Source organism: Staphylococcus sp. HMSC062A01, from assembly GCF_001836805.1.
GTDB lineage: Bacteria > Bacillota > Bacilli > Staphylococcales > Staphylococcaceae > Staphylococcus > Staphylococcus haemolyticus.
The window spans coordinates 18,044-39,937 of record NZ_KV830623.1 but is presented as its reverse complement, the minus strand read 5'-3'; the positions used below and the strand labels follow the sequence as shown (position 1 = coordinate 39,937).

Genomic DNA, 21,894 nt, shown 5'->3' with positions numbered 1-21,894 from the left:
GTGACTTTTATGACAAGATTAGCAGTAGTCGGAGCAACAGGTTTAGTTGGAACAAAAATGTTAGAAACAATTGATCGCAAAAACATCAAGTTCGATGAGTTAGTATTATTCTCATCAGCTAGATCAGCAGGAAAAGAAGTTCAATTTCAAGGCCAAACGTATGTTGTACAAGAATTAACAGAAGAAGCAGCAAGTGAAAAATTTGACTACGTTCTAATGAGTGCCGGTGGTGGCACAAGTGCACAATTCGCCCCAATCTTTGAAAAGGCAGGTGCAATTGTCATCGATAACTCTAGTCAATGGCGCATGACTGAAGATATTGACTTAATTGTACCTGAAGTAAATCAACCTGAATTTAAGCGCGGCATTATTGCCAACCCTAACTGTTCTACAATTCAATCAGTAGTACCATTAAAAGTATTACAAGATCAATTTGGTTTAAAACGTGTTGCATATACAACTTATCAAGCTGTTTCAGGTTCAGGTATTAAAGGTAAAAGAGATTTAGCTGAAGGTGCAAATGGTAAAGAACCAGAAGCGTATCCTCACCCTATTTATAATAATGTATTACCACATATTGATGTATTCTTAGAGGATGGATATACAAAAGAAGAACAAAAAATGATTGATGAAACACGCAAGATTTTACATGAGCCTGAATTAAAAGTAACTGCAACATGTGCACGTGTTCCAGTACAAGATAGTCATAGTGTTGAAATTGACGTTACTTTAGATAAGGAAGCAACTGTACAGGAAATTAAAGATTTATTTGATAAAGACGAACGTGTTGTATTAGTTGATAATCCTGAAAAAAATGAATATCCTCAGGCACTTAACTCTACTGGTAGAGATGAAGTATTTGTAGGCCGTATCCGTAGAGATGACTCATTAGATAATACATTCCACGTTTGGTGCACATCTGACAATTTATTGAAAGGTGCAGCATTGAATGCAGTACAAGTATTAGAGCAAGTAATCAATTTAAAAGGAGCTAGATAATATGCCACATTTATTCGAAGGTGTGGGAGTAGCACTTGCTACCCCATTCACAAATAATGAAGTTGATTATAATGCATTAGAGAGACATGTAGATTTCCTATTAAACAATGGTGTAAAAGCAATTATTGTTAATGGAACTACAGCTGAGAGCTCTACTTTAACTGAAGAAGAAAAAGAACAAGTATTGGAGTCAGTTATAAAGCAAGTTAATCATCGTGTGACTATTATTGCAGGTACAGGTACGAATAATACTGCCAAATCAATTCAAGCATCTCAACGCGCTAAAGCACTTGGTGCAGATGCAATTATGTTAATTACCCCCTACTACAATAAAACAAATCAACGTGGCTTAGTTAAACACTTCGAAACGATTGCGAATGAAGTTGAATTGCCAGTTGTACTATATAATGTACCTTCTCGTACAAATATGACAATTGAACCAGAGACAGTTGAAACATTAAGTCATAACCAATATATTGTTGCAATCAAAGATGCCACAAATGACTTTGAATATTATGAAGACGTTAAAAGTCGTATCAATCAAGAAGAATTCGCTTTATATAGTGGTAATGATGATAATGTTGTCGAATTTTATCAAAGAGGTGGCAATGGTGTTATCTCAGTTATTGCAAATGCAATTCCTAAAGAATTCCAAGCTTTATATGATGCTAAACAAAGTGGACAAGATATTTCAAACGATTTCGAACCAATTAGTAAATTATTAGATGCCCTTTCTGTAGATGTTAATCCTATTCCAATTAAAGCGTTAACAAGTCATTTAGGTTTTGGTAATTATGAATTGCGTTTACCACTTCTTCCGTTAGAAGATGCAGATGCCAAAGTCTTAATCAATGCATTTGAACAGTTTAAAGCAGGTGAACTTTAATGAAAATTTTACTTATTGGTTACGGTGCAATGAATCAAAGAGTAGCTCGCTTAGCAGAGGAAAAAGGTCATGAAATTATAGGTGTTATTGAACCTCGAAAAAATGAGACAACACCATATACACACTATGATCACATTGCTGATGCACAAAATGAAGCGGATGTAGCGATTGATTTTTCAAATCCTAATCTATTGTTACCACTTCTTGAAGAAGAGTTTCAATTACCTTTAGTTATAGCTACTACAGGTGAAAAAGAAAAATTAGTTGAAAAGTTAAATGAATTAAGCCATAACATGCCCATATTCTTTAGTGCAAATATGAGTTATGGTGTACATGCTTTAACTAAAATATTAGAAGCAGCTGTACCACTTCTTCAAGATTATGATATCGAGTTGACTGAAGCACATCATAATAAAAAAGTAGATGCTCCTAGTGGTACATTAGTAAAAATATATGATGTTATTAAAGACTTACGCCAAAATATCACACCAGTTTATGATCGACATGAACATACAGAACAACGCACTAAAGATGAAGTTGGCATTCACTCTATTCGTGGTGGGACTATTGTAGGTGAACATGATGTATTATTTGCAGGAACAGATGAAACCATTACAATCTCACATAAAGCACAGTCTAAAGATATTTTTGCAAATGGAGCAATCACTGCTGCTGAAAAATTAATAAACCAATCTAGCGGTTATTACACGTTTGACAACTTATAAGATATAAAATCTAGAAAATATTAAGGAGAGACTTAAATTATGGTACAACATTTATCAGCTGAGGAAATTATTCAATATATTAGTGACGCCAAAAAATCTACACCATTAAAAGTATATGTTAATGGTAATTTTGATGGTGTTACCTTCCCTGATTCTTTTAAAGTATTTGGTTCCGACAATTCTAAAGTAATCTTTTGTGAAGCCGATGATTGGAAACCATTCTATGAATCAAATCAAAATACAATTACTGAGTTAGAAATTGAAATGGATCGTCGTAATTCAGCAATTCCACTTAAAGACTTAACAAACACAAATGCGCGTATTGAACCAGGTGCATTTATACGTGAACAAGCTATTATTGAAGACGGTGCTGTCGTTATGATGGGCGCAACAATCAACATTGGTGCTGTAGTTGGTGAAGGAACTATGATTGATATGAATGCTACATTAGGCGGTCGTGCGACAACTGGTAAGAATGTGCATGTAGGTGCTGGCGCAGTTCTAGCTGGCGTAATTGAGCCTCCTAGTGCTTCACCAGTAGTCATAGATGATAATGTATTAATTGGTGCTAATGCAGTCATTTTAGAAGGTGTTCATGTTGGCGAAGGCGCGATTGTCGCTGCAGGTGCTATTGTTACTCAAGATGTTCCAGCTGGTGCAGTCGTAGCTGGTACCCCTGCTAAAGTGATTAAACAAACTTCGGAAGTAGAAGACTCTAAACGTGAAATTGTTTCAGCATTAAGAAAATTAAATGACTAATGATATGAGTATTTGATGAGTGGTAATGACAAAAGACTATTTTATAGCTGTATTGCATAATCACAATGGCCTTATTGAACTGAGAAGGCGCTTAACTGAGCCCTTCTCAGTTTTAGTTATTCTTATGAAGAGTGGATTTGGCATAATAAAGCGTATTTATTTAGAATTTTTACCAATAGACCCAAGCAGTGGACAAATAATCCATGCGACTCTATTTCAAAATTAAGACTATTTTAAATTAATATCACCTCATACATAAAAAGATGAAATAAGTTACAATATTAATAAGACAAATTAAGTTAATAAAGGAATGATATGATGAGTGAATTAGAGTTTGTAACTAAACATAGAAGACATTTACATCAACATCCAGAATTAAGTTTACATGAATTCGAGACGACAAAATACATCACACAGTTTTTAGACGAATTAGGAGTGTCATATGAGCGCCCTCTTGAAACTGGTGCAATAGCATACTTAAACGGTAATAGTGATCATACCATTGCATTTCGTGCGGATATCGATGCGTTACCAATTTTTGAAGAAAATGATGTCGATTATCGAAGTCAAACGGATAATGTAATGCATGCATGTGGTCACGACGGACATACAACGGCATTAATGTTATTTGTTAAACGCTGCAAAGAAATGTTCGATAAAGGAACGCTTCCACACAACGTTGTATTCATCTTCCAACCTGCCGAAGAAACTGGTGGCGGAGCGAATCGTCTAATTAAAGCAGGTGCGTTTAATAACTATCCAATAGAAGCTGTTTTTGGCATCCATGTTAATCCATTTGCCGATGAAGGACAAGTTGTTATCCGTGATGAAGAAATTACAGCAAGTGCAACTGAATATCGCTTCTTCTTAAAAGGATTATCAAGTCATGTTGCAGATAAAGAGCAAGGTCATTCCTGTGGTGAAGCCCTTCTACACGTTCTAAATCAAGTAGGACAAATACAACAGTATCATCTTAATGGCTTAAAACGAAATATTGTTCATATGGGTCATTTTGAAGCTGGAGAAGCTATTAACACTGTAGCTAGCCATGGATATTTAGAAGGAACGATTCGAACTTATGATCCAAATGATTTAAATGTAGTAAAAACACAAATGCATAAAATTGCTGAGAGTGTAAGCTTATTATTTAATGTGGATTGTGAAGTGAAATTTGAAGAAGGCTACCCACCTACTATGAACAGCCCTAAATTGCGTGCGAGTGTAGAACAAGCAATTAATGCTGCAAATCTAGAAGTTATAGATAAACCCCTACCATTTTTATTTGGTGAAGACTTTAGCTTCTATGGTCAACAGTTAGCCCCTGCCTACTTTGCATTCGTTGGTACGCGTAATGAAGACAAAGGTTATGTGACTGGACTTCATACGTCTCATTTTAATTTTGATGAGAAAGTATTAATCTATGTAGCAAATTATTATGAACAATTATTAATGCATTATGGAGAGGAGTAATTCACATTGACAGCAATATGGTCCGTCGATAAAGAAGCGTTTTTACAAAATGCTATTAAAGTTAAAAATGATAATTCAATTATGGCTGTGGTGAAGAACAACGCTTATCATTATGGTTTGGAGTTTGCTGTTACTACTTTTTTAAAAGCTAGAATTAATACATTCAGCACTACCTCTTTAAAAGAAGCCATTAAAGTACGAGAAATAGCACCTGATGCCACTATATTCTTAATGAACGCTGTTTATGATTTTGAAAAAGTAAGAAAATATCAAATACAAATGACTTTACCGTCATTAGCCTATTATTACAAATATAAGAATGATTTGAATGGTATCAAAGTGCACTTAGAATTTGAAAATTTACTTCATCGTTCAGGATTTAAAACATTAGAAGAAATTAGAGAAGTACTCAATGATCATTATATTAACTCAAATGAAGACAAAATGATTATTAGTGGATTGTGGACGCACTTTGGTTATGCAGATGAATTTGATGTGCCTGAGTATAGTATAGAACGTGAAGCATGGTTAAATATAGTCGATACCTTATTAGATGAGGGTTATCAATTTGATTTAATTCATGCGCAAAATAGTGCAAGTTACTATCGTGAAGGTCAGAAACTTTTACCCTATCATACACATGCGCGTGTAGGCATTGCATTGTATGGTTCTCGACCATATAGTGATTTAGATGAGTATAGTATTAAACAATCTCTTACTGTAAAAGGTAATGTGATACAAGTGCGTGAAGTGAATGATGGAGATAATTGTGGGTATAGTTTTGCATTTGAAGCTACAAGAGATCATACGCGATTAGCAGTTGTAGATGTAGGCTATGGAGATGGTATTCTTAAATCGAGAGCTAAACATGAAGCTTTAATTAAAGGTAAACGCTACCCTATTCGCGCATTAATGATGAGTCACATGTTTGTAGAAGTTGATGATGAAGTCCATGCACAAGATGAAGTGATATTATATAATAACGATATACGCATTGATGAATATACATTCAAAGGTGTAGGCGCTAACTCAGAACAACTTAGTGCGATGAATCATGATTCTCTCATAAAGGAGTATAGATAAAAATGGCATTAAAATATAATGAATATGGTGAATTAACTATGGCAGGTACAAGTTTAAAAACACTTGCTCAAAGTTTTGGTACCCCTACTATTGTTTATGACGAAGATGAAATTCGCAATCAAATGCGTAGATACCATAAAGCTTTTCAAAAAAGCGGTTTGAAATATAATATTTCATATGCTTCGAAAGCATTTACATGTATCCAAATGGTCAAATTAGTACAAGAAGAAGACTTACAATTAGATGTAGTTTCTGAAGGTGAATTATATACTGCATTAGAAGCAAAGTTTGACCCAAGTAAGATCCACTTTCATGGAAATAACAAAACTAAACGTGAAATACAATACGCTTTAGAAAGTGGCGTTGGTTATTTTGTTATCGATTCACTTGAGGAAATTGATTTAATCGACAGATATGCGAGCGACACTGTAAATGTAGTATTACGCGTAAATCCTGGTGTTGAAGCACATACGCATGAGTTTATTCAAACTGGCCAAGAAGATAGTAAATTCGGTTTATCAATTCGCCATGGCTTAGCGATTGAAGCGGTTAATAAAGTGAGCGACTCTAAACGTTTACATCTAAAAGGTATTCACTTCCATATTGGTTCTCAAATCGAAGGAACTGAAGCGATGATTGAAACTGCTAAGATTGTGCTTAACTGGCTTTCTGAAAATGATATCAAAGTTGAATTACTTAATCTAGGTGGAGGTTTCGGTATCAAATACGTTGAAGGAGACGTAAGCTTCCCTATTGAAGAAGGTATTGCAGAAATTACAGATGCAATCAAAGCTGAAACTGAACGTCTAAATTATGAAGTACCGGAAATTGGTATTGAACCAGGCCGTTCTATTGTTGGAGAAGCTGGAATTACTTTATACGAAGTAGGTACAATTAAAGAAATTCCTGAAGTAAACAAATATGTTTCAATTGATGGTGGCATGAGCGATCACATTAGAACTGCATTATATGGTGCCAAATATCAAGCATTATTAGTAAACCGTCATGAAGAAGCTGATGAAACAGTAACAATTGCTGGTAAATTATGTGAATCAGGTGACATCATTATTCGTGATGCAAAACTCCCTTCTTCTGTTCAACGTGGTGATTACCTAGCGATTCTTTCTACAGGAGCATATCATTACTCAATGGCTTCTAATTACAACCAAATGCATAAACCACCTGTATTTTTCATAAAAGATGGTAAAGCACGTGAAGTTATTAAACGCCAATCATTACGTCAATTGATTATTAACGACACTAAATAAAAATTAACAATAAAAAAATAATTCTTAAGAATGTTAAAAGAGAAGTTTAAACTTAAAACCTACGTAGACTTTATAAATTTTGCTACGTAGGTTTTTAATATCTTAATAATTAATTTTATTATTAAGATATATGATTACTAATATTGTAATTTTTTAAAAATAAGTTTTGATACAAGATATATAACTACTATGTATAATAAAGTAATAACACTCATTATTAATAAATTTTTTGGAAAGCTAATATTACTATCAAATTTGTCATTAAATAATGATTATATTTAGTATCTTTTAATAATTTCGTTTGTCAAAATAAACTAGACAATTTCTCATCTTCGATGAAACTCATAAATACTTCCAATGGTGTTTTATAGCCCAGCGATTTTCTGGGACGATGATTTATATTTTGAGCAACACTAATGATAAGATCATCAGTGACTGAATTAAAGTCTAATTCTTTATCTAATCCATTGCGTCTAAGTATCCCGTTAGAATGTTCATTCAATCCACATTGCGACGGAGTGTCGGGGTCAGCAAAGAATATCGAGATATCGTATCGGTTACAGATTGTTTTCCAGTTGGAGAGCTCCTTACCACAATCGAAAGTAATCGATTTAAATATATGAGGAGGTAAAGCTGAAAACATAGAGTGAAGAGCATCTTCAATATCATCTGCCTTACGGCTTTGAGGTCGTATAGTGATAATCATCTTAGTGATTCTTTCTACTAAGGTTATGACAGCACTCCCATGATTACGGCCAATGATAGTGTCACCTTCAAGATGACCAAATTCTTGCATAATCACTTCTCCTTTCTCCTACTTATCAGCATAATAATATATATAATAAAAATGATATTGTATTTTGTACTATTGAATTAAAAACAAACTTTCTTTATAAAAAATGAGATTAATGAAACAAATTGATAGTTTCATTAATCTCATTTTTCGTAGAACTTTTTTCTTAAGCAATTTTAACTTAAAAATAAAAAAACACCCTACATCTTGGTAAGGTGTTACTAAAGTCAATATTTTACAATCTATTTATTATAGTTTAACAACGTTTGCAGCTTGAGGACCGCGATCGCCTTCAACTACTTCAAATTCAACTGATTGACCTTCTTCTAATGATTTGTAACCATCTTGGTTAATTGCTGAAAAGTGTACGAATACGTCGTTTTCACCTTCAACTTCGATAAAACCAAAACCTTTTTCAGCGTTAAACCATTTAACTGTACCTTGTTTCATAATTCTGAAACCTCCAAGACTAAATTCTTTCAATATGCATTATTCGCATATTACAAAAAATACATGTGACAATTATGTATTAATAACAAAACGCTATATATAACTCTTACAGATATTCTTTGCAATATGGAATAAAACCATTGCTTAATAATAATTATATGTTAGTTCTTACCAAATTGCAATACAATTATAGAAAATTATCTTTTAATTAATTTTTGGTAGATTATAATATACTTCTTTATTATTTAATACAATAAAACTATAAAATATTTGTAAATCTTCTTCACAATCTTCACAAAAGTTTAAATCGCAATTGTTATAAAACGCATGAATATTGTATTTTCCAACAACATAATTATCGTAATAATCTTTACTTTTTGAAATTATGTTAATGTAGTAGTTTAGCATTTCATCATATGAAGTAAATTGATATTGCTCTATAATTTTATCTGTCCAGTCACTAAATAACCACCATCCCTCATAGTCAGCTCTAATTTTGGCAACTGTCCACATATATATTTCCCCTTTCAATTAGCCTATAATAATTATTTTAACTATTTTATATCTGAATTAAAAATATAATGTCTCATACTTTTGTCCGATAGCCTATTTATTCCATAGTAATTATTAGTTTTTTAGTATAAAACTTCGTATAATAAGTATAAGGAGTGATACTATGAAGCAAAAGCATTTACAAGTGTTTGGGACGGTTCAAGGTGTAGGCTTTCGATATTATACACAAAGATTAGCGAATAAGTATCATATTCTAGGCACTGTCCAGAATGTAGATGATTATGTTGAAATATATGCAATAGGTAATGACGATGACATCCAACAGTTTATTAATGCTGTAACTGAGGGTGCATCACCTGCTTCACATGTTACACACTATGAGCTTGAAGATACTAATGTGAGTGAAGATTTTTCTGATTTTAAATCGATTTAAATATAAAAAGGAAGATGTAATTTGAGATATAATATTTCTCGACTTTTAGGCGTAATTGTAGGAATTCCAGTAGCTATGGTATCTTGGATGGTCAGCGTATTTAGCTTTGATCTTTCATTTATTATTGACGCTTTGGTTGGTATTGGGATGTTTTTTGTGTCCTACTTCCCTACTCAACGACTCACGTCTAGGAAGTATTTAACAAAAATTGGTCTTTCACGAAGAGACTATCATTACGTAAGCAACCATTTAAAGCAAACACAAGATAAGATACGAACAATATTAAAATCATTTGTTAATGTAAGATCTATTCAAGATTTCAGACAAATCAATGATATATATAGGATTTCAAAATCAATTCATTTTGCTGTTAAACAAAGGCCAGCAATGTTTTTTAAAGTAGAGAGTTTCTTTTATTCGCATATAGATAATGCGCTAAATTTAATAGAGTCATATACTCGATTAGCAAAAATGCCGAAAAAAACTATTGAAGAAAAACAAAAATTAGAACATACTCGTATAACTTTAGATGAAGTTAAACGTACGTTGATTGCTGATCTGAAGAGAATCAATGAAGATGATTACGAGCGTCTAGATGTTGAAATGGAAATTAACAAATTAGAACAAAAACGTCATAAAGATAACTAGAATAAAGAAATGGAGCGATTTTTTAAATGCCTCGAAATGATCAATTTAACAACTCACATCCATTAGATGATTATATAGTACAACAACAACTAAAAAACCTAGATAATAATAGCAATGTCAGTCTAGCGAATCAAAATACAGTTTTAGATGATTTTCAGCAACAATTCAATGATAAAGAAATGCAAAAAATTGAAAGTATTAGTCAACAAATTAAACCTTTAGACAATGATGGTCTATTATCATATGGCTCACATTTGCAAGAAAATATGTCTCAATTCTCACATAAAATGCTGGATGAAGTGCAGACTAAAGATATTGGACCTGTTGGAGATTCACTTAATCAATTAATGACTAAGTTAAAAGCTGTAAATCCTGATGAGTTAAATCCAGAGAAACAATCCAAACTTAAGCGCTTTTTTAAACGTACCAAAGCTTCAATTAATGAAGTGTTTTCTAGGATGCAATCAGTAAGTTCCCAAATTGATAGAATTACAATTCAGCTTGATAAACACAAAAATAATCTATCAAAAGATATCAAATTATTAGATGGATTATATCAACAAAATAAAGATTACTTTGATGATGTTAATTTATATATCGTCGCCGCTAAAAGAAAAAAACATGAAATACAAACGAACGACATTCCGAAACTACAAGAACTTGCCAATCAAACTGGTAATCAAATGGATATACAAGCCGTAGCGGATATGGAGCAATTTGTTGATCGCTTAGATAAGCGTATTTATGATTTACAATTATCTCGTCAAATTGCAATACAAACTGCACCACAAATTCGCATGATTCAAAACGTTAATCAAGCATTGGCTGAGAAAATTCAAAGTTCTATTCTTACAAGTATTCCACTTTGGAAAAATCAAATGGCAATTGCCCTTACGTTAATGAGACAGCGTAATGCAGTGTCTGCCCAACGTGCCGTAACAGATACAACCAATGATTTACTTACTCAGAATGCGGCTATGTTAAAACAAAATGCCATTGAAACTGCTACGGAAAATGAGCGTGGCATTGTAGACATTGAAACACTTAAAACAACACAAAGTGATATTATTGAAACAATTGAACAAACACTTCAAATCCAACAAAATGGTCGTCAAAAGCGTAAAGAAGCTGAGAAAGAACTTGTTGGCTTAGAAGATGAATTAAAACAACACTTACTTTCGATGAAGAAGGAATAGCTAAAATGATTAAAGCACATCACAACTCAAAATGAGTATGATGTGCTTTTTTATTATAATTAATTCGTTTAGATAGCTATTCTTTTTGATAAACAATATGGTCTTGGTTTACGAATTTAGCAACGACATATCCAATAATAGTTGCGACTACTGCTATTGGAAACCATTCTAAAGAATATTGCTTTAACGGTAAAGCATCTATAAATGACATCTTCACCCAACCATTAGTACTTATAACACTTAATATTGAAACAATACTAATAACTGCAATTGGTACTTGCTGTGCAACTGGTTTAGTTGGAATGAATCGTGCAAGTAAAATTAGTAATACAACAGTTATTGCTATAGGATAAATAACGCTCAATACTGGTACTGACATAGAAATTACAGCATTTAAACCTAAATTTGCCAGTATGAAACTAATCAAAGTAAAGAATATTGCATAAGCTTTGTATGAAACTTTAGGGAATATTCTATTAAAATATTGACTTACAGATACAATTAAGCCACAAGCAGTTGTTAAACAAGCGAGTGCAACGATAATACCCAATAAATATTTACCGAAGACACCAAAACCATTCGCCGCCATTGTTGTTAATAAATAAGCACCAACATTTTGATCTTTAGCTGTCAGATTTTTAAGTGTCGCACTGTCAATGTTCATATGATTGCCTATAAATCCTAATGAAACATATATAAATACAAGCGCTATGGCTGCAATTAAGCCTGACATAACTGTTTGTTTAAATATTTGATTTGCATGTTTAACCCCTGTAGCTTTTATCGCGTTAACTACTATCATTGAAAAAGCAATTGCTGCGATTGCATCCATAGTTAAATACCCTTCTGTAAAGCCTTTTGAGAAACTTCCAATAGCTGAATTGTAATCAACCTTGTTTCCATGAGATGGTGCATTACCATTATAATCAACAAATCCTTTAATAATCATTGCTAAAATTGTTATTAATAATAATGGTGTTAATAAAGATCCTATACGATCTACAATTTTACCTGGATTTATACATAGGTAAAGAACGACTAGGAAATAGATAAGAGTGAATATAAATAACACTAAATTACTATTCGTATGAGCAATTGGTGTCACAGTCATCTCAAATGAAGTCGAAGCTGTACGCGGAATTGCAAACAGAGGCCCTATTGTTAAATATATAATAATTAAAAATATTACAGAAAATTTAGGTGATATTTTATTTAATGAACCAACATAGCCTTGCTTATCTAATGCGCCAACGATAACGCCTAACAATGGTAAGCCGATTCCTGTTAAACAAAATGCGATAACTGCTGGCCAAAAGAAATGACCACTATCTTGGCCTAAATTTGGTGGGAAAATAAGATTACCTGCGCCAAAAAACATAGCGAATAATGTAAATCCTACTATCCAAGTATTCTTATTCATAGAATTGCTCCTTTTTATGTGTATGTTTGCAATATTAAACATTCTAGCATAAAAAGGATTTACAAGTCTATGTGATTTCAGAAAATTTGAAAAGTTGATAAATATTTAAAATAGAAATCATATATCTATTAAAATGATTTTAGAAGTAATTTTTTTAGTAATGGCGATAAATGACTCGGCAAATTTTCTACACCTTCTACAAATAATGCGTATTGACCATAAATGTTATGAATGGTTTGTTCAATATCTTCTGTTATAACATCTTGACTCAAAAACACATTAAATACTTCAATACCATATTTGCGGGACATTTCTACACCTTCATAAGTGTCTAAAATACCATCTTGTGCATAATTGTAGGCTGAAGGCTCACCATCGGAAAATACTATCAAGAAACGTTGATTATGACTTCTTCTTAGCAAGCGTTCGCTAGCAATACGTATAGCTACGCCATCACGGTTATCATCTTGTGGGTGTAAAGACATGATTCGAGGGCCACTTTTTTCCATGGTTGAATAATCATAATGAACAATTTCATCAATGATGTTAGGCTGTTTACGATCATCAGAATCAAATGCATCTTCATTGAACGCAAGTATTTCATGTTTAACATTTAATGCTTTCAATGTTTCGTGGAAAAGAACAACCCCTTTGATTGTCTCTTCCATCTTATCGAACATACTTGCAGATGCATCAATTAATAAAGTAAAAGTGGCATCAAACGTTTTACTTAAATCTTGTTTTTTATAAAATAATTTATATTGATCATCGATAAACCAATTTGTTAAATCTCTTTGCAAACGACCTTTAGTAAGGTTATGTCGCTCATCAACATGTTCGCGATCAATAGTTTTCTTGATAATTTGAATTAAATCCTTAGTTTCAAATTGAACATCGTTTTTAACATTTTGATACTCTAATAAGTAATCCGGTTCGATATCGGGAACATTCCATTTAACTTCTACATTTTCATTAATCCCTTTAAGTGCGAATGATGCATTCTCTCCTATAGAGCCACCTTCATCATTATTTAATGTATTGTCAGAACCGCGACCCTTTTTGGTCATCATGTCTGTCATATCGTCTGTAGAATCACCTTCACGAGCAGTATCATTATCACTTATTACCTCACTATTCTCGCCCTCATGAAGTTCCATTTCAAGGTAAGCACCGCCTTCTGATTTACTATCTTGGGCATTCGTTTCAGCTTCAGCAGTCTCAGAGTCAGTATCCTCAGAGGTATTGTCTTTTCCATCTACATTACTCGCATCTGTACGTTTTAACTCATCAAACGTCATTTCATGGATTGCCTCATATACACGACGAGGGAGATGATAATATTCATTTAACATATCTTTGGTTAACATATCATCAATTTGGAACATGATACGTTGAGCTAAGTACATATTATCTTCTGATGTTTCATTTTGGAAAAAGTTAGGCAGATATTGAAACATAGAATTCAAAATATCGTCTAATTGTGAATGCATCATTGGAATATCAAAGAAATTCTGACTAAGAAATGCTTTTTCTAAATATAAAAATAGTAAATCAGTATACACAGTTTTAGTTTTATAGAATTTAATTTGAGATTCAGTATAAGACAATCTCGTTTGTAAACGTAAATCTATTAATTTAGAAGTACTTGGGCGTTCATTACGAATATGATTAAACACGCGCATATCTTCTAGTAATCTAAAAATTTGCTGATAAAACTTAGGGTGTTCAAACTCATTATCATGTAATACTTCATTCACAATAGATTCATCCATCATTTGATACCCATAAGCTGCGAGCATCACGTCAGTTTTAAGTCCGGCTTTCTCTATATGCTCGGGACGGTGCGACCAGAACCAACTTGTGATCAATATGTTATTAATTGGATCATAGTAAGGGAATTTTTGAATTTTAACTTGTGTTTGCTCATTTTTAAGAAGTAAGCGCGCTAAGTCCTGTAGCATCATAACTTGCTTAGCATCTAATTGCTCATCATTAAATTTGATAAAACGATCGCTCATAATAATCCCTCTCTAAAAGTTTAATTCAATCGCATTTTTTATTGCTTGTTGTTCACGCTCATCTTCTAATTTATCGATAATTGTGCGTTGAATAGCACGCTCAATTGGCATTACAGTAATTAAGTCACTTAAATCTATTAATGCTCTGATACTAGCTGCTTCTTCAGAAATTTGTCCTTGTTTAGACATTGTACGTAAATCTTCATTGAATTTGATAATTTGTTCAATAATAGCATCATCTTGAAGTTGACTTTGTTGCTTAATAACGTCTTTTAATATTTCACCGTCTATATAATCTACTTGAATAACAACAAAACGGTTTTTCAAAGCTTCGTTCATAGGAAGTGTACCTACATAGCCTTCATTAATTGCGGCAATAACGTTGAATCCTGGCGCCGCTTTTATCACTTCTCCAGTGAATGGGTTTGTAAGTTGACGACGATAATCTAGAACACCATTTAGTATTGGTAAGGTTTCAGGTTTGGCCATATTTATTTCATCAATATAAAGGATATGTCCTTCACGCATTGCTTTAATTACAGGACCATCTATAAAAACAATTTCTTGTTGACCTTGTTCGTTTGTTTTAATTGTCTTAAAACCAAGTAGACTTTCAGCGTCTAAATCTACTGAACAGTTAACTTGATGCATTGGTGTATTAACAGCTGCACTAAGTGTTTCCGCTAATTTGGTTTTACCAGAACCTGTTGGCCCTTTAAGTAATATATTTTTATTTAAATTAAATAATGCTTTAGCATCGTTAAATACGGATTCATCTGAATTAATATATTGATTCTTAATCATTTTTGTAGTTTACTCTCCTTCTTTAAAATGAAAAATAGACTAAGAAGTTGCATTGAAAAAGTAATGTTGAGTATATTTCAACGGTTACATCACTTTTTCAAAATAACCCCCAAGTCTTGATTAAATCATGAACATGCTTAATTATTGATACTATACTTCTTTAAAGTACGTTTTATAATAACCACCGACTAAACCAGAATTATCAATAATTTGATAGTATTCCTCAGTTTCATTAATAACATCATATTGCTTTCCAACAGTTAACATATCAGAAACTGTAAATTTCTTAGCATCTGTATTAATTACTTCAACTTTTTTAATAGGTGTACGTGTTTTCCATGTTTCATGTAACATTGCCATAAAATTCATGCCTCCATATAATTATTGTTTTACTTTTCTAATGTATAAATAAATGAGATGCCACTATTCTCAGTAATACGTAGTGATTGAGCATCGCCTTGATTTAATGTCTGATAAGGAATGCCAATGTCATCTAATTCCTTTTGTGCATTGTTGAATGCTTCAACTGAATTTGCACTAAATTCAATTTGCTCAACGATGCCTTCTTCTTTTAATTCAATAGGTTCATTAGGCTGATATAAATGAAGTTCACCACCTAAACCACCTTCGCCAATTTGAAATACTTGTATCACTTGGTCAGGAAACTCTGTTGATTCGTACTCAGCATAATGAGTTAAGTTAAATACATTCTTTAGGATAGATGCTGTAACTGGCAATTCATTAACTTTAATAATGATAGGACCAAGTCCCTGAATTTGGTGTAGCGGATTTACTGTACTATCAAAAGTGGGTGTGCCTAGTCCGACGCCCGTATTATGTTCATTCGAATAAATATCAAAAATTTGATGGTTGCTATCTTCGAAATTAAAATGCTTATTACCGTTTAACTCAGTAATTTCACTTGCTTGAATTTGATTATCTTTAAAAATCGTTTGATACTCATCCAATCCTGAATCTGTCGGCGTTCTCAAACCAACACTAGCGATATGTTGATTTTCATATTCAGAATTTGGCACTTCAACAAAATGTATTCGTGTACCTGGACTTAAATCTGCATCACCAAAACGTAAAGCTTGATTTTTAGATGCTACATTTAGTCCTAAAATATCTTTAAATAGTTTATTTGTTTTAGAAAGATCACTTGTCCCTAATGTGACACTTCTAAGTCCACTCATGCATGACACCCCTAATATTTGTCTTTTCTTAATTATTATAACGCATTTTAAATATGATTTATATCATGAACTATATAATGGACCGTTAATTTAATGAGTTCAAAAAATACATACGAAGAGAAATATAAATTTGATAAAATTCGTATAATGAATATAAATACAAATTTATAATAAATATTAACAAGTCCTCCCCTACCCTTATTCTATAAGGTAGGGGGTGATTTGAAATATGCCTTTTAACTAATGATTTAATTTTATATAATTAAAAATAGTTCGTTTTTTAGTCAATTAGTAATGACTATACTTATAATATAATAGTTGGATTATTTAAGAGATGTAATAATTATTATAAGAATTATCTATTCCATAATTAGTCAATAATATAAACGCTAATTACTTAAATACTTTATTTGCTGTTCTCTAAAAATCACAATCTGAATTTTCTATACAAATGTCTTATGAACTTTTATAAATGAGTGTTATTTATTTTCGGCCAAGTAATATATCTTCTAACTCTTCATCAGAGACTTATATGGCAATTTTAGATAAATCAGCTTCTTTTGTGATTGATTTATATATTCCAAGTAACTTATCCATTTCTTGTTTCTCTTTTCCATTTTTCCTTAATTATTCGTGCACTTGGCATTTTGTGAACTATAACTCTTAATTTTATTTGTTCTTCATTATAACACCTCGATTTATTTTAAGGGCATTGAATATAGTCTTAGCACTGCTTATATAATATTAATTGAATATCATCTTTGGTTTTTTTATGTATTTAATATAACTTACACATAGGCGCATTACCTTTCTTTTTTATTTTGTTTGGTAGCTAATAATTATAGAGGTAATTGCGCCATTTTTGTATTCAAACATAAAAATTGGACTGATGATTTTTAGTCATCAGTCCAATTTATTATAGAGTCAAAAAATACAACGACGATGTGACGCCGTTGTATCAATATTAGTTTGAGGTTATATTCCTTTGAGCTTAGCTTTCTAAAAGTAAATCTTCAGGGCTTTCGATTAATTCTTTAATCGTTTTTAAGAATCCTACTGCTTCTTTACCATCAATAATTCTATGGTCATAACTTAAAGCAATATACATCATTGGTCTATTCTCAATTGTATCTTTATCAATTGCAATTGGACGAGTAATGATTGAGTGCATACCTAGAATAGCTGCTTGGTTACCATTAATAATTGGTGTACTCATCATTGAACCAAATACACCACCATTAGTAATTGTAAATGATCCATTAACCATATCATCTAAACCAAGTTTTTTATCTCTTGCTTTAACTGCTAAGTCAGCAATAGCTCTTTCAAGTTCTGCAAAGTTCTTTTTATCACAATCTCGTACGAAAGGAACTAATAAACCGTCATCAGTAGAAACAGCTACACCTATATCATAATATTGTTTAGTAATCATATCATCGCCGTCGATTTCAGCATTGACTTCAGGATATTTTTTCAATGCAGCAACTGCAGCTTTTGTAAAGAATGACATGAAACCTAGTTTAGTACCATCATGATCTTTAATAAATTGTTCTTTTTTACGTTTACGTAATTCCATTACGTTTGTCATATCTACTTCATTGAATGTAGTTAACATTGCTGTATTATTAGAAACTTCTAATAATTTTTTAGCAGCTGTTTTCTTTCTACGAGACATTTTTTCTCTAATTACAGGTTTATTAGGTGAACCTGTAGATTTTTTAGGTTCTTCTTTTTTGCTTGCTTCTTGAGAAGATTGGGATTGAGCTGCTTTTTGGCTATTTTCGACATCATCTTTACGTACAACATCGTTTCCTTTTCCAGAAACAGTGCTTAAATCTACACCGTTTTCACGTGCATGACGACGAGCTGATGGCGTTGCATTAACACGTTGATTGTTAGGGTTGGATTGTGTTTCTTCATTATTTGATTGAGATTCTTTTGGTTGAGCTGATTGTTTAGTCGCTTCATCATTGTTCGCAGATTGAGATTGGTCTGAAGATTCATCTTTGCTTGAAGAAGCATTACCACTACCTTCGCCAACAGTTGCGATAACTTGGCCGACTTCCACAGTGTCGCCTTCAGAAGCCAATTGTTCTTGAAGTACACCTTCTTCTTCAGAAACAACTTCAACGTTTACTTTATCTGTCTCTAATTCTAGGATAGCTTCGCCTTTTTCAACGCTATCTCCCACATTTTTTAACCATTCTGCAATGGTACCCTCTGTTATAGATTCTGCTAATTCTGGAACTTTTACCTCTGGCATAATATTTCCCCCTAGTTATTTTTCAATACTACTTTCAATAATTTGATTTTGAACAAGTTTATGAATTTCTCCATCACCTTCAGCTGGCGCTGCACGTTGAATTCTACCGTGATAGCTTAAATTAAATTGGTTACCTACAAGTGATTTTAAATAAGGATAAACGAATAACCAAGCGCCTTGATTTTTAGGTTCTTCTTGAACCCAAGATACTGTTTCAAGATTAGGTAATTCATTTAATACTTCTTTAATTTCCCCTTCAGGGAATGGATATAAACGTTCAACTGCAACTAATAAAATTGAATTATCAGGATTTTTAGCTAAATGTTCTTTTAAATCTATGAACATTTTACCTGATGCTAATACAAGTTTAGTCACTTTCTCTTTATTTCCATCCTCGACAATAATAGGTTTGAAACCACCTGAAGTGAATTGATCTATTGGTTTAGCAACTGTTTTATTTCTTAATAAGCTTTTTGGAGACATTACAATTAATGGTCTCATAGCTTCAGTACCTAAACTCTTAGCTTGTGCTCTTAGTAAATGGAAATAGTTACTTGAACTAGATAAGTTAACAACTGTACTATTATTTTCAGCTGCTAGTTGTAAGAATCTTTCTAAACGTGCTGAAGAGTGTTCAGGTCCTTGCCCCTCAAATGCGTGAGGTAAGAATAGCGTTAAACCACTTCTTTCTCCCCACTTAGCACGTGCTGATGACATGAAATTATCGAACATCATTTGAGCCATATTAGAAAAGTCTCCGTATTGAGCTTCCCAAATATTCATGCTATTTTTATTTTCAACATTATAGCCATATTCAAAGCCAACGACAGCTGCTTCAGATAATGGACTATTGTGAACTTCAAATGTGGCTTTTTGATTAGGAACATGATGTAATGGTGTGAATGTATCACCATTTTCTTCATCGTGTAATACAGCATGTCTATGACTGAACGTACCACGCTCACTATCTTGTCCAGTTAATCGAACAGATATGCCATCTTGAACAATCGTTGCAAATGCAAGTTGCTCAGCTTGAGCCCAGTCTACTAAACCATTCTCATTTTCGAAAGGCTCTCTACGTTTTTCAAGAACTTTGTTTAGCTTTTTAAGTACATGGAAATCTTCAGGATATGAAAGCATAGCATCATTAATTTCTTTAAGATGATCTACTGAGAAATCCTTATCATCACTTTGTAAAGGTTCTTGCAATGACTCAGGTCCTTCCATATCTGGATTATCCATTTTATCTGATTTATCAATCTTGTCTTGAGCAGCACGCATTTCTTTTTGAACTTTATCCATTACGTCTTCCATTTGTTCCTTAGAAATAACGCCGTCTTCAACTAACTTATTACCATAAATAATTTCAACTGAATCATGTTTGCGAATATTATGATATGGAAGTGGATTTGTAATCGAAGGTTCGTCCATTTCATTATGCCCGTAACGACGATAGCCAACTAAATCAATTACAAAATCTTTATGAAATTCTTTTCGGAATTCCATTGCAATATCAATAGCTTCAATTGTTGCTTCAACATCATCTGCATTTACATGTAAAATTGGTACGTCATAACCTTTCGCAATATCAGTTGAATATGTTGTTGAACGTCCATCAACTGGTTCCGTAGTGAATCCAATTCTATTATTTGTGATGATGTGTAAGGCACCACCAGTTGAATAACCATCTAGGTTACTTAAATTCATTGTTTCAAAATTAATACCTTGTCCTGGGTATGCAGCATCCCCATGAATTATAATTGGCATACCTTTATGGAAATCTGTAGATGGTTTACCTGCGTGTTTTGTGTCATCTTGTGATGCACGTGTCTTACCAATTACCACTGGCGCAACAATTTCCAAGTGACTTGGGTTATTAGCTAATGAAATTCGTTGTGCAATACCATATGAAGAAGTTGTCTTCACACCACCTAAGTGATACTTCACATCTCCTGTCCATCCAGCAGTTAGTTCAAGACTACCATCTTCTGGTAAGAATTTCATAGGATCTGTGTGCATAAACTCAGAAATCATCATTTCATATGGTTTTTCTAGCACATGAGTTAAAACATTTAAACGACCTCTGTGTGCCATACCAATTTGAATATTGTTAATTTCAACTTCAGCAGCACGTTTTAATGTATGTTGTAACATTGGAACTAATGTATCAACACCCTCAATAGAGAATCGTTTAGCACCAACAAAGTTTTTGTGTAAATACTTTTCAAAGCCTTCTACATGCGCTAAAGTATCAAATAATTTTTTTCTTTCATCATTATTGATATTAGCTCTATATGGTGTTTCAATACGTCGTTTTAACCACGTACGTTCTTTATTATTATTAATATGATTATATTCAAAGGCTATCGGCCCTTTATAACGCTTCTCCATTCTTTCAATTGCCTCGTAAGCATTATCATATATATCTTTGAAATGATCAGATACAATTTCAGCTGAGACATTTTCTAATGTTTCTTTATCTAAGTTAAACTCTTCAATTTCTAACTTAGGAAGATTAGTTCTTTTAGGAGCATTAACAGGGTAAATATCAGCTTTAAGGTGACCGTATTGTCTTATATTGTCGATTAAGCGCATAATACGCTTAATTGTACCATCGCCCGCTGATGAACCACTCCCTTCAGTGGTTGACTTAGCTGCGACATGAGCTTCGCCATTTTTAATAGTGCTGAAAAGAACTTGTAAATCATCAGGCACTGAACTAGGGTCTTGTAGATAGTCATCGTATAAATCTAACATTAAACCTAGGTTAGCACCGAAGTTTACAGGAGCTTCTGTAACATCCTTGTTATCCTTTGCCATAGTATTACCCTCCACAAAATAGTTAAACCGCTTACAAGTCAATAATAGCACTATTTGTGGCTTTGATAAAGTCCATTGACTGAATATTATGGAAAAAACAAAAATACTAAATCTAGTAATTTGAATTTATATGATTTTGTGTGAAAATTG

Annotated in this window: 19 protein-coding genes and 1 pseudogene; 10 read left to right on the top strand and 10 right to left on the bottom strand. The window is 32.7% G+C overall.

The features are described 5' to 3' along the window. Positions 1-9: 9 nt before the first annotated feature. The 7 genes from HMPREF2715_RS06375 (at position 10) to lysA (ending at position 7,190) form a co-directional block, all read left to right on the top strand. Positions 10-999 carry an aspartate-semialdehyde dehydrogenase gene (locus HMPREF2715_RS06375; RefSeq protein WP_011275809.1) on the top strand — a complete coding sequence of 330 codons (990 nt, stop codon included), beginning with the start codon at positions 10-12 and terminating at the stop codon, positions 997-999. 1 nt (position 1,000) lies between these two features. Further along, entirely contained in the window at positions 1,001-1,885 is an 885-nt protein-coding gene (gene dapA / locus HMPREF2715_RS06370; protein WP_070581386.1) for a 4-hydroxy-tetrahydrodipicolinate synthase, read from the top strand. Further along, entirely contained in the window at positions 1,885-2,610 is a 726-nt protein-coding gene (dapB, locus tag HMPREF2715_RS06365) for a 4-hydroxy-tetrahydrodipicolinate reductase (protein ID WP_070581385.1), read from the top strand. The genes dapA and dapB overlap by 1 nt, the downstream gene beginning before the upstream one ends. A 39-nt stretch (positions 2,611-2,649) precedes the next feature. Next, positions 2,650-3,369, top strand: coding sequence for a 2,3,4,5-tetrahydropyridine-2,6-dicarboxylate N-acetyltransferase (gene dapD / locus HMPREF2715_RS06360; protein WP_070440012.1), 720 nt, complete (start codon positions 2,650-2,652; stop codon positions 3,367-3,369). A gap of 318 nt (positions 3,370-3,687) precedes the next feature. Then, positions 3,688-4,839, top strand: coding sequence for a M20 metallopeptidase family protein (locus HMPREF2715_RS06355; RefSeq protein ID WP_070581384.1), 1,152 nt, complete (start codon positions 3,688-3,690; stop codon positions 4,837-4,839). Between the two features lie 6 nt (positions 4,840-4,845). Continuing rightward, positions 4,846-5,922 (top strand): alanine racemase, encoded by a 1,077-nt coding sequence (locus HMPREF2715_RS06350; protein WP_070581383.1) that lies wholly within the window; start codon positions 4,846-4,848, stop codon positions 5,920-5,922. Between the two features lie 2 nt (positions 5,923-5,924). Next, the gene (gene lysA / locus HMPREF2715_RS06345; protein WP_070839664.1) at positions 5,925-7,190 is read left to right on the top strand and encodes a diaminopimelate decarboxylase; all 1,266 of its coding nucleotides are present in this window, start codon (positions 5,925-5,927) and stop codon (positions 7,188-7,190) included. Between the two features lie 304 nt (positions 7,191-7,494). Here lysA and HMPREF2715_RS06340 read toward each other — a convergent pair. From HMPREF2715_RS06340 to msaA, 3 genes and pseudogenes are all read right to left on the bottom strand, one after another. After that, positions 7,495-7,983 (bottom strand): annotated as a pseudogene (locus HMPREF2715_RS06340) (IS30 family transposase); the annotation flags it as partial. Positions 7,984-8,232: 249 nt separating this feature from the next. After that, entirely contained in the window at positions 8,233-8,433 is a 201-nt protein-coding gene (gene cspA / locus HMPREF2715_RS06335; protein WP_002433901.1) for a cold shock protein CspA, read from the bottom strand. 204 nt (positions 8,434-8,637) lie between these two features. Next, positions 8,638-8,946: a regulatory protein MsaA gene (gene msaA / locus HMPREF2715_RS06330; RefSeq protein ID WP_037551417.1), complete on the bottom strand. Its 309-nt coding sequence runs from the start codon at positions 8,944-8,946 to the stop codon at positions 8,638-8,640. 163 nt (positions 8,947-9,109) lie between these two features. Between msaA and HMPREF2715_RS06325 the strand changes: the two genes are divergently transcribed. From HMPREF2715_RS06325 to HMPREF2715_RS06315, 3 genes are read left to right on the top strand one after another with little or no spacing between them, the layout of a single operon-like run. After that, a complete protein-coding gene (locus HMPREF2715_RS06325; RefSeq protein WP_037551418.1) occupies positions 9,110-9,379 on the top strand; it encodes an acylphosphatase in 270 nt (89 codons plus the stop codon). A gap of 21 nt (positions 9,380-9,400) precedes the next feature. Then, a complete protein-coding gene (locus HMPREF2715_RS06320) occupies positions 9,401-10,027 on the top strand; it encodes a 5-bromo-4-chloroindolyl phosphate hydrolysis family protein (RefSeq protein ID WP_070581381.1) in 627 nt (208 codons plus the stop codon). Positions 10,028-10,053: 26 nt separating this feature from the next. After that, positions 10,054-11,223, top strand: a complete 1,170-nt coding sequence (locus HMPREF2715_RS06315) for a toxic anion resistance protein (protein WP_070581380.1) — start codon at positions 10,054-10,056, stop codon at positions 11,221-11,223. Between the two features lie 76 nt (positions 11,224-11,299). Here the strand turns inward: HMPREF2715_RS06315 and brnQ are convergent, their stop codons facing one another. From brnQ to HMPREF2715_RS06280, 7 genes are all read right to left on the bottom strand, one after another. Next, complete coding sequence (gene brnQ / locus HMPREF2715_RS06310; RefSeq protein ID WP_070581379.1) at positions 11,300-12,643, bottom strand: branched-chain amino acid-like transporter carrier protein BrnQ3; 1,344 nt, start codon at positions 12,641-12,643, stop codon at positions 11,300-11,302. 128 nt (positions 12,644-12,771) lie between these two features. After that, complete coding sequence (locus HMPREF2715_RS06305; protein ID WP_070581378.1) at positions 12,772-14,661, bottom strand: vWA domain-containing protein; 1,890 nt, start codon at positions 14,659-14,661, stop codon at positions 12,772-12,774. Between the two features lie 12 nt (positions 14,662-14,673). Further along, positions 14,674-15,465 carry an ATP-binding protein gene (locus HMPREF2715_RS06300; RefSeq protein ID WP_037551425.1) on the bottom strand — a complete coding sequence of 264 codons (792 nt, stop codon included), beginning with the start codon at positions 15,463-15,465 and terminating at the stop codon, positions 14,674-14,676. 150 nt (positions 15,466-15,615) lie between these two features. Continuing rightward, positions 15,616-15,819, bottom strand: coding sequence for a DUF6501 family protein (locus HMPREF2715_RS06295; RefSeq protein WP_029376685.1), 204 nt, complete (start codon positions 15,817-15,819; stop codon positions 15,616-15,618). Between the two features lie 35 nt (positions 15,820-15,854). After that, positions 15,855-16,661 carry a VOC family protein gene (locus HMPREF2715_RS06290; protein WP_037551426.1) on the bottom strand — a complete coding sequence of 269 codons (807 nt, stop codon included), beginning with the start codon at positions 16,659-16,661 and terminating at the stop codon, positions 15,855-15,857. A gap of 991 nt (positions 16,662-17,652) precedes the next feature. Continuing rightward, complete coding sequence (sucB, locus tag HMPREF2715_RS06285; RefSeq protein WP_037551432.1) at positions 17,653-18,924, bottom strand: dihydrolipoyllysine-residue succinyltransferase; 1,272 nt, start codon at positions 18,922-18,924, stop codon at positions 17,653-17,655. 15 nt (positions 18,925-18,939) lie between these two features. Next, entirely contained in the window at positions 18,940-21,744 is a 2,805-nt protein-coding gene (locus tag HMPREF2715_RS06280; RefSeq protein ID WP_070581377.1) for a 2-oxoglutarate dehydrogenase E1 component, read from the bottom strand. Positions 21,745-21,894 lie beyond the last annotated feature (150 nt).

Bases quoted from the DNA above. Each gene is read 5' to 3' on its own strand.
- sucB (WP_037551432.1), bottom strand. From the start codon at position 18,924: ATGCCAGAGGTAAAAGTTCCAGAATTAGCAGAATCTATAACAGAGGGT.
- cspA (WP_002433901.1), bottom strand. From the start codon at position 8,433: ATGAAACAAGGTACAGTTAAATGGTTTAACGCTGAAAAAGGTTTTGGT.
- HMPREF2715_RS06315 (WP_070581380.1), top strand. From the start codon at position 10,054: ATGCCTCGAAATGATCAATTTAACAACTCACATCCATTAGATGATTAT.
- lysA (WP_070839664.1), top strand. From the start codon at position 5,925: ATGGCATTAAAATATAATGAATATGGTGAATTAACTATGGCAGGTACA.
- HMPREF2715_RS06290 (WP_037551426.1), bottom strand. From the start codon at position 16,661: ATGAGTGGACTTAGAAGTGTCACATTAGGGACAAGTGATCTTTCTAAA.
- brnQ (WP_070581379.1), bottom strand. From the start codon at position 12,643: ATGAATAAGAATACTTGGATAGTAGGATTTACATTATTCGCTATGTTT.
- dapB (WP_070581385.1), top strand. From the start codon at position 1,885: ATGAAAATTTTACTTATTGGTTACGGTGCAATGAATCAAAGAGTAGCT.
- HMPREF2715_RS06300 (WP_037551425.1), bottom strand. From the start codon at position 15,465: ATGATTAAGAATCAATATATTAATTCAGATGAATCCGTATTTAACGAT.
- HMPREF2715_RS06325 (WP_037551418.1), top strand. From the start codon at position 9,110: ATGAAGCAAAAGCATTTACAAGTGTTTGGGACGGTTCAAGGTGTAGGC.
- dapD (WP_070440012.1), top strand. From the start codon at position 2,650: ATGGTACAACATTTATCAGCTGAGGAAATTATTCAATATATTAGTGAC.
- dapA (WP_070581386.1), top strand. From the start codon at position 1,001: ATGCCACATTTATTCGAAGGTGTGGGAGTAGCACTTGCTACCCCATTC.
- HMPREF2715_RS06305 (WP_070581378.1), bottom strand. From the start codon at position 14,661: ATGAGCGATCGTTTTATCAAATTTAATGATGAGCAATTAGATGCTAAG.
- HMPREF2715_RS06355 (WP_070581384.1), top strand. From the start codon at position 3,688: ATGAGTGAATTAGAGTTTGTAACTAAACATAGAAGACATTTACATCAA.
- msaA (WP_037551417.1), bottom strand. From the start codon at position 8,946: ATGTGGACAGTTGCCAAAATTAGAGCTGACTATGAGGGATGGTGGTTA.
- HMPREF2715_RS06375 (WP_011275809.1), top strand. From the start codon at position 10: ATGACAAGATTAGCAGTAGTCGGAGCAACAGGTTTAGTTGGAACAAAA.
- HMPREF2715_RS06295 (WP_029376685.1), bottom strand. From the start codon at position 15,819: ATGTTACATGAAACATGGAAAACACGTACACCTATTAAAAAAGTTGAA.
- HMPREF2715_RS06280 (WP_070581377.1), bottom strand. From the start codon at position 21,744: ATGGCAAAGGATAACAAGGATGTTACAGAAGCTCCTGTAAACTTCGGT.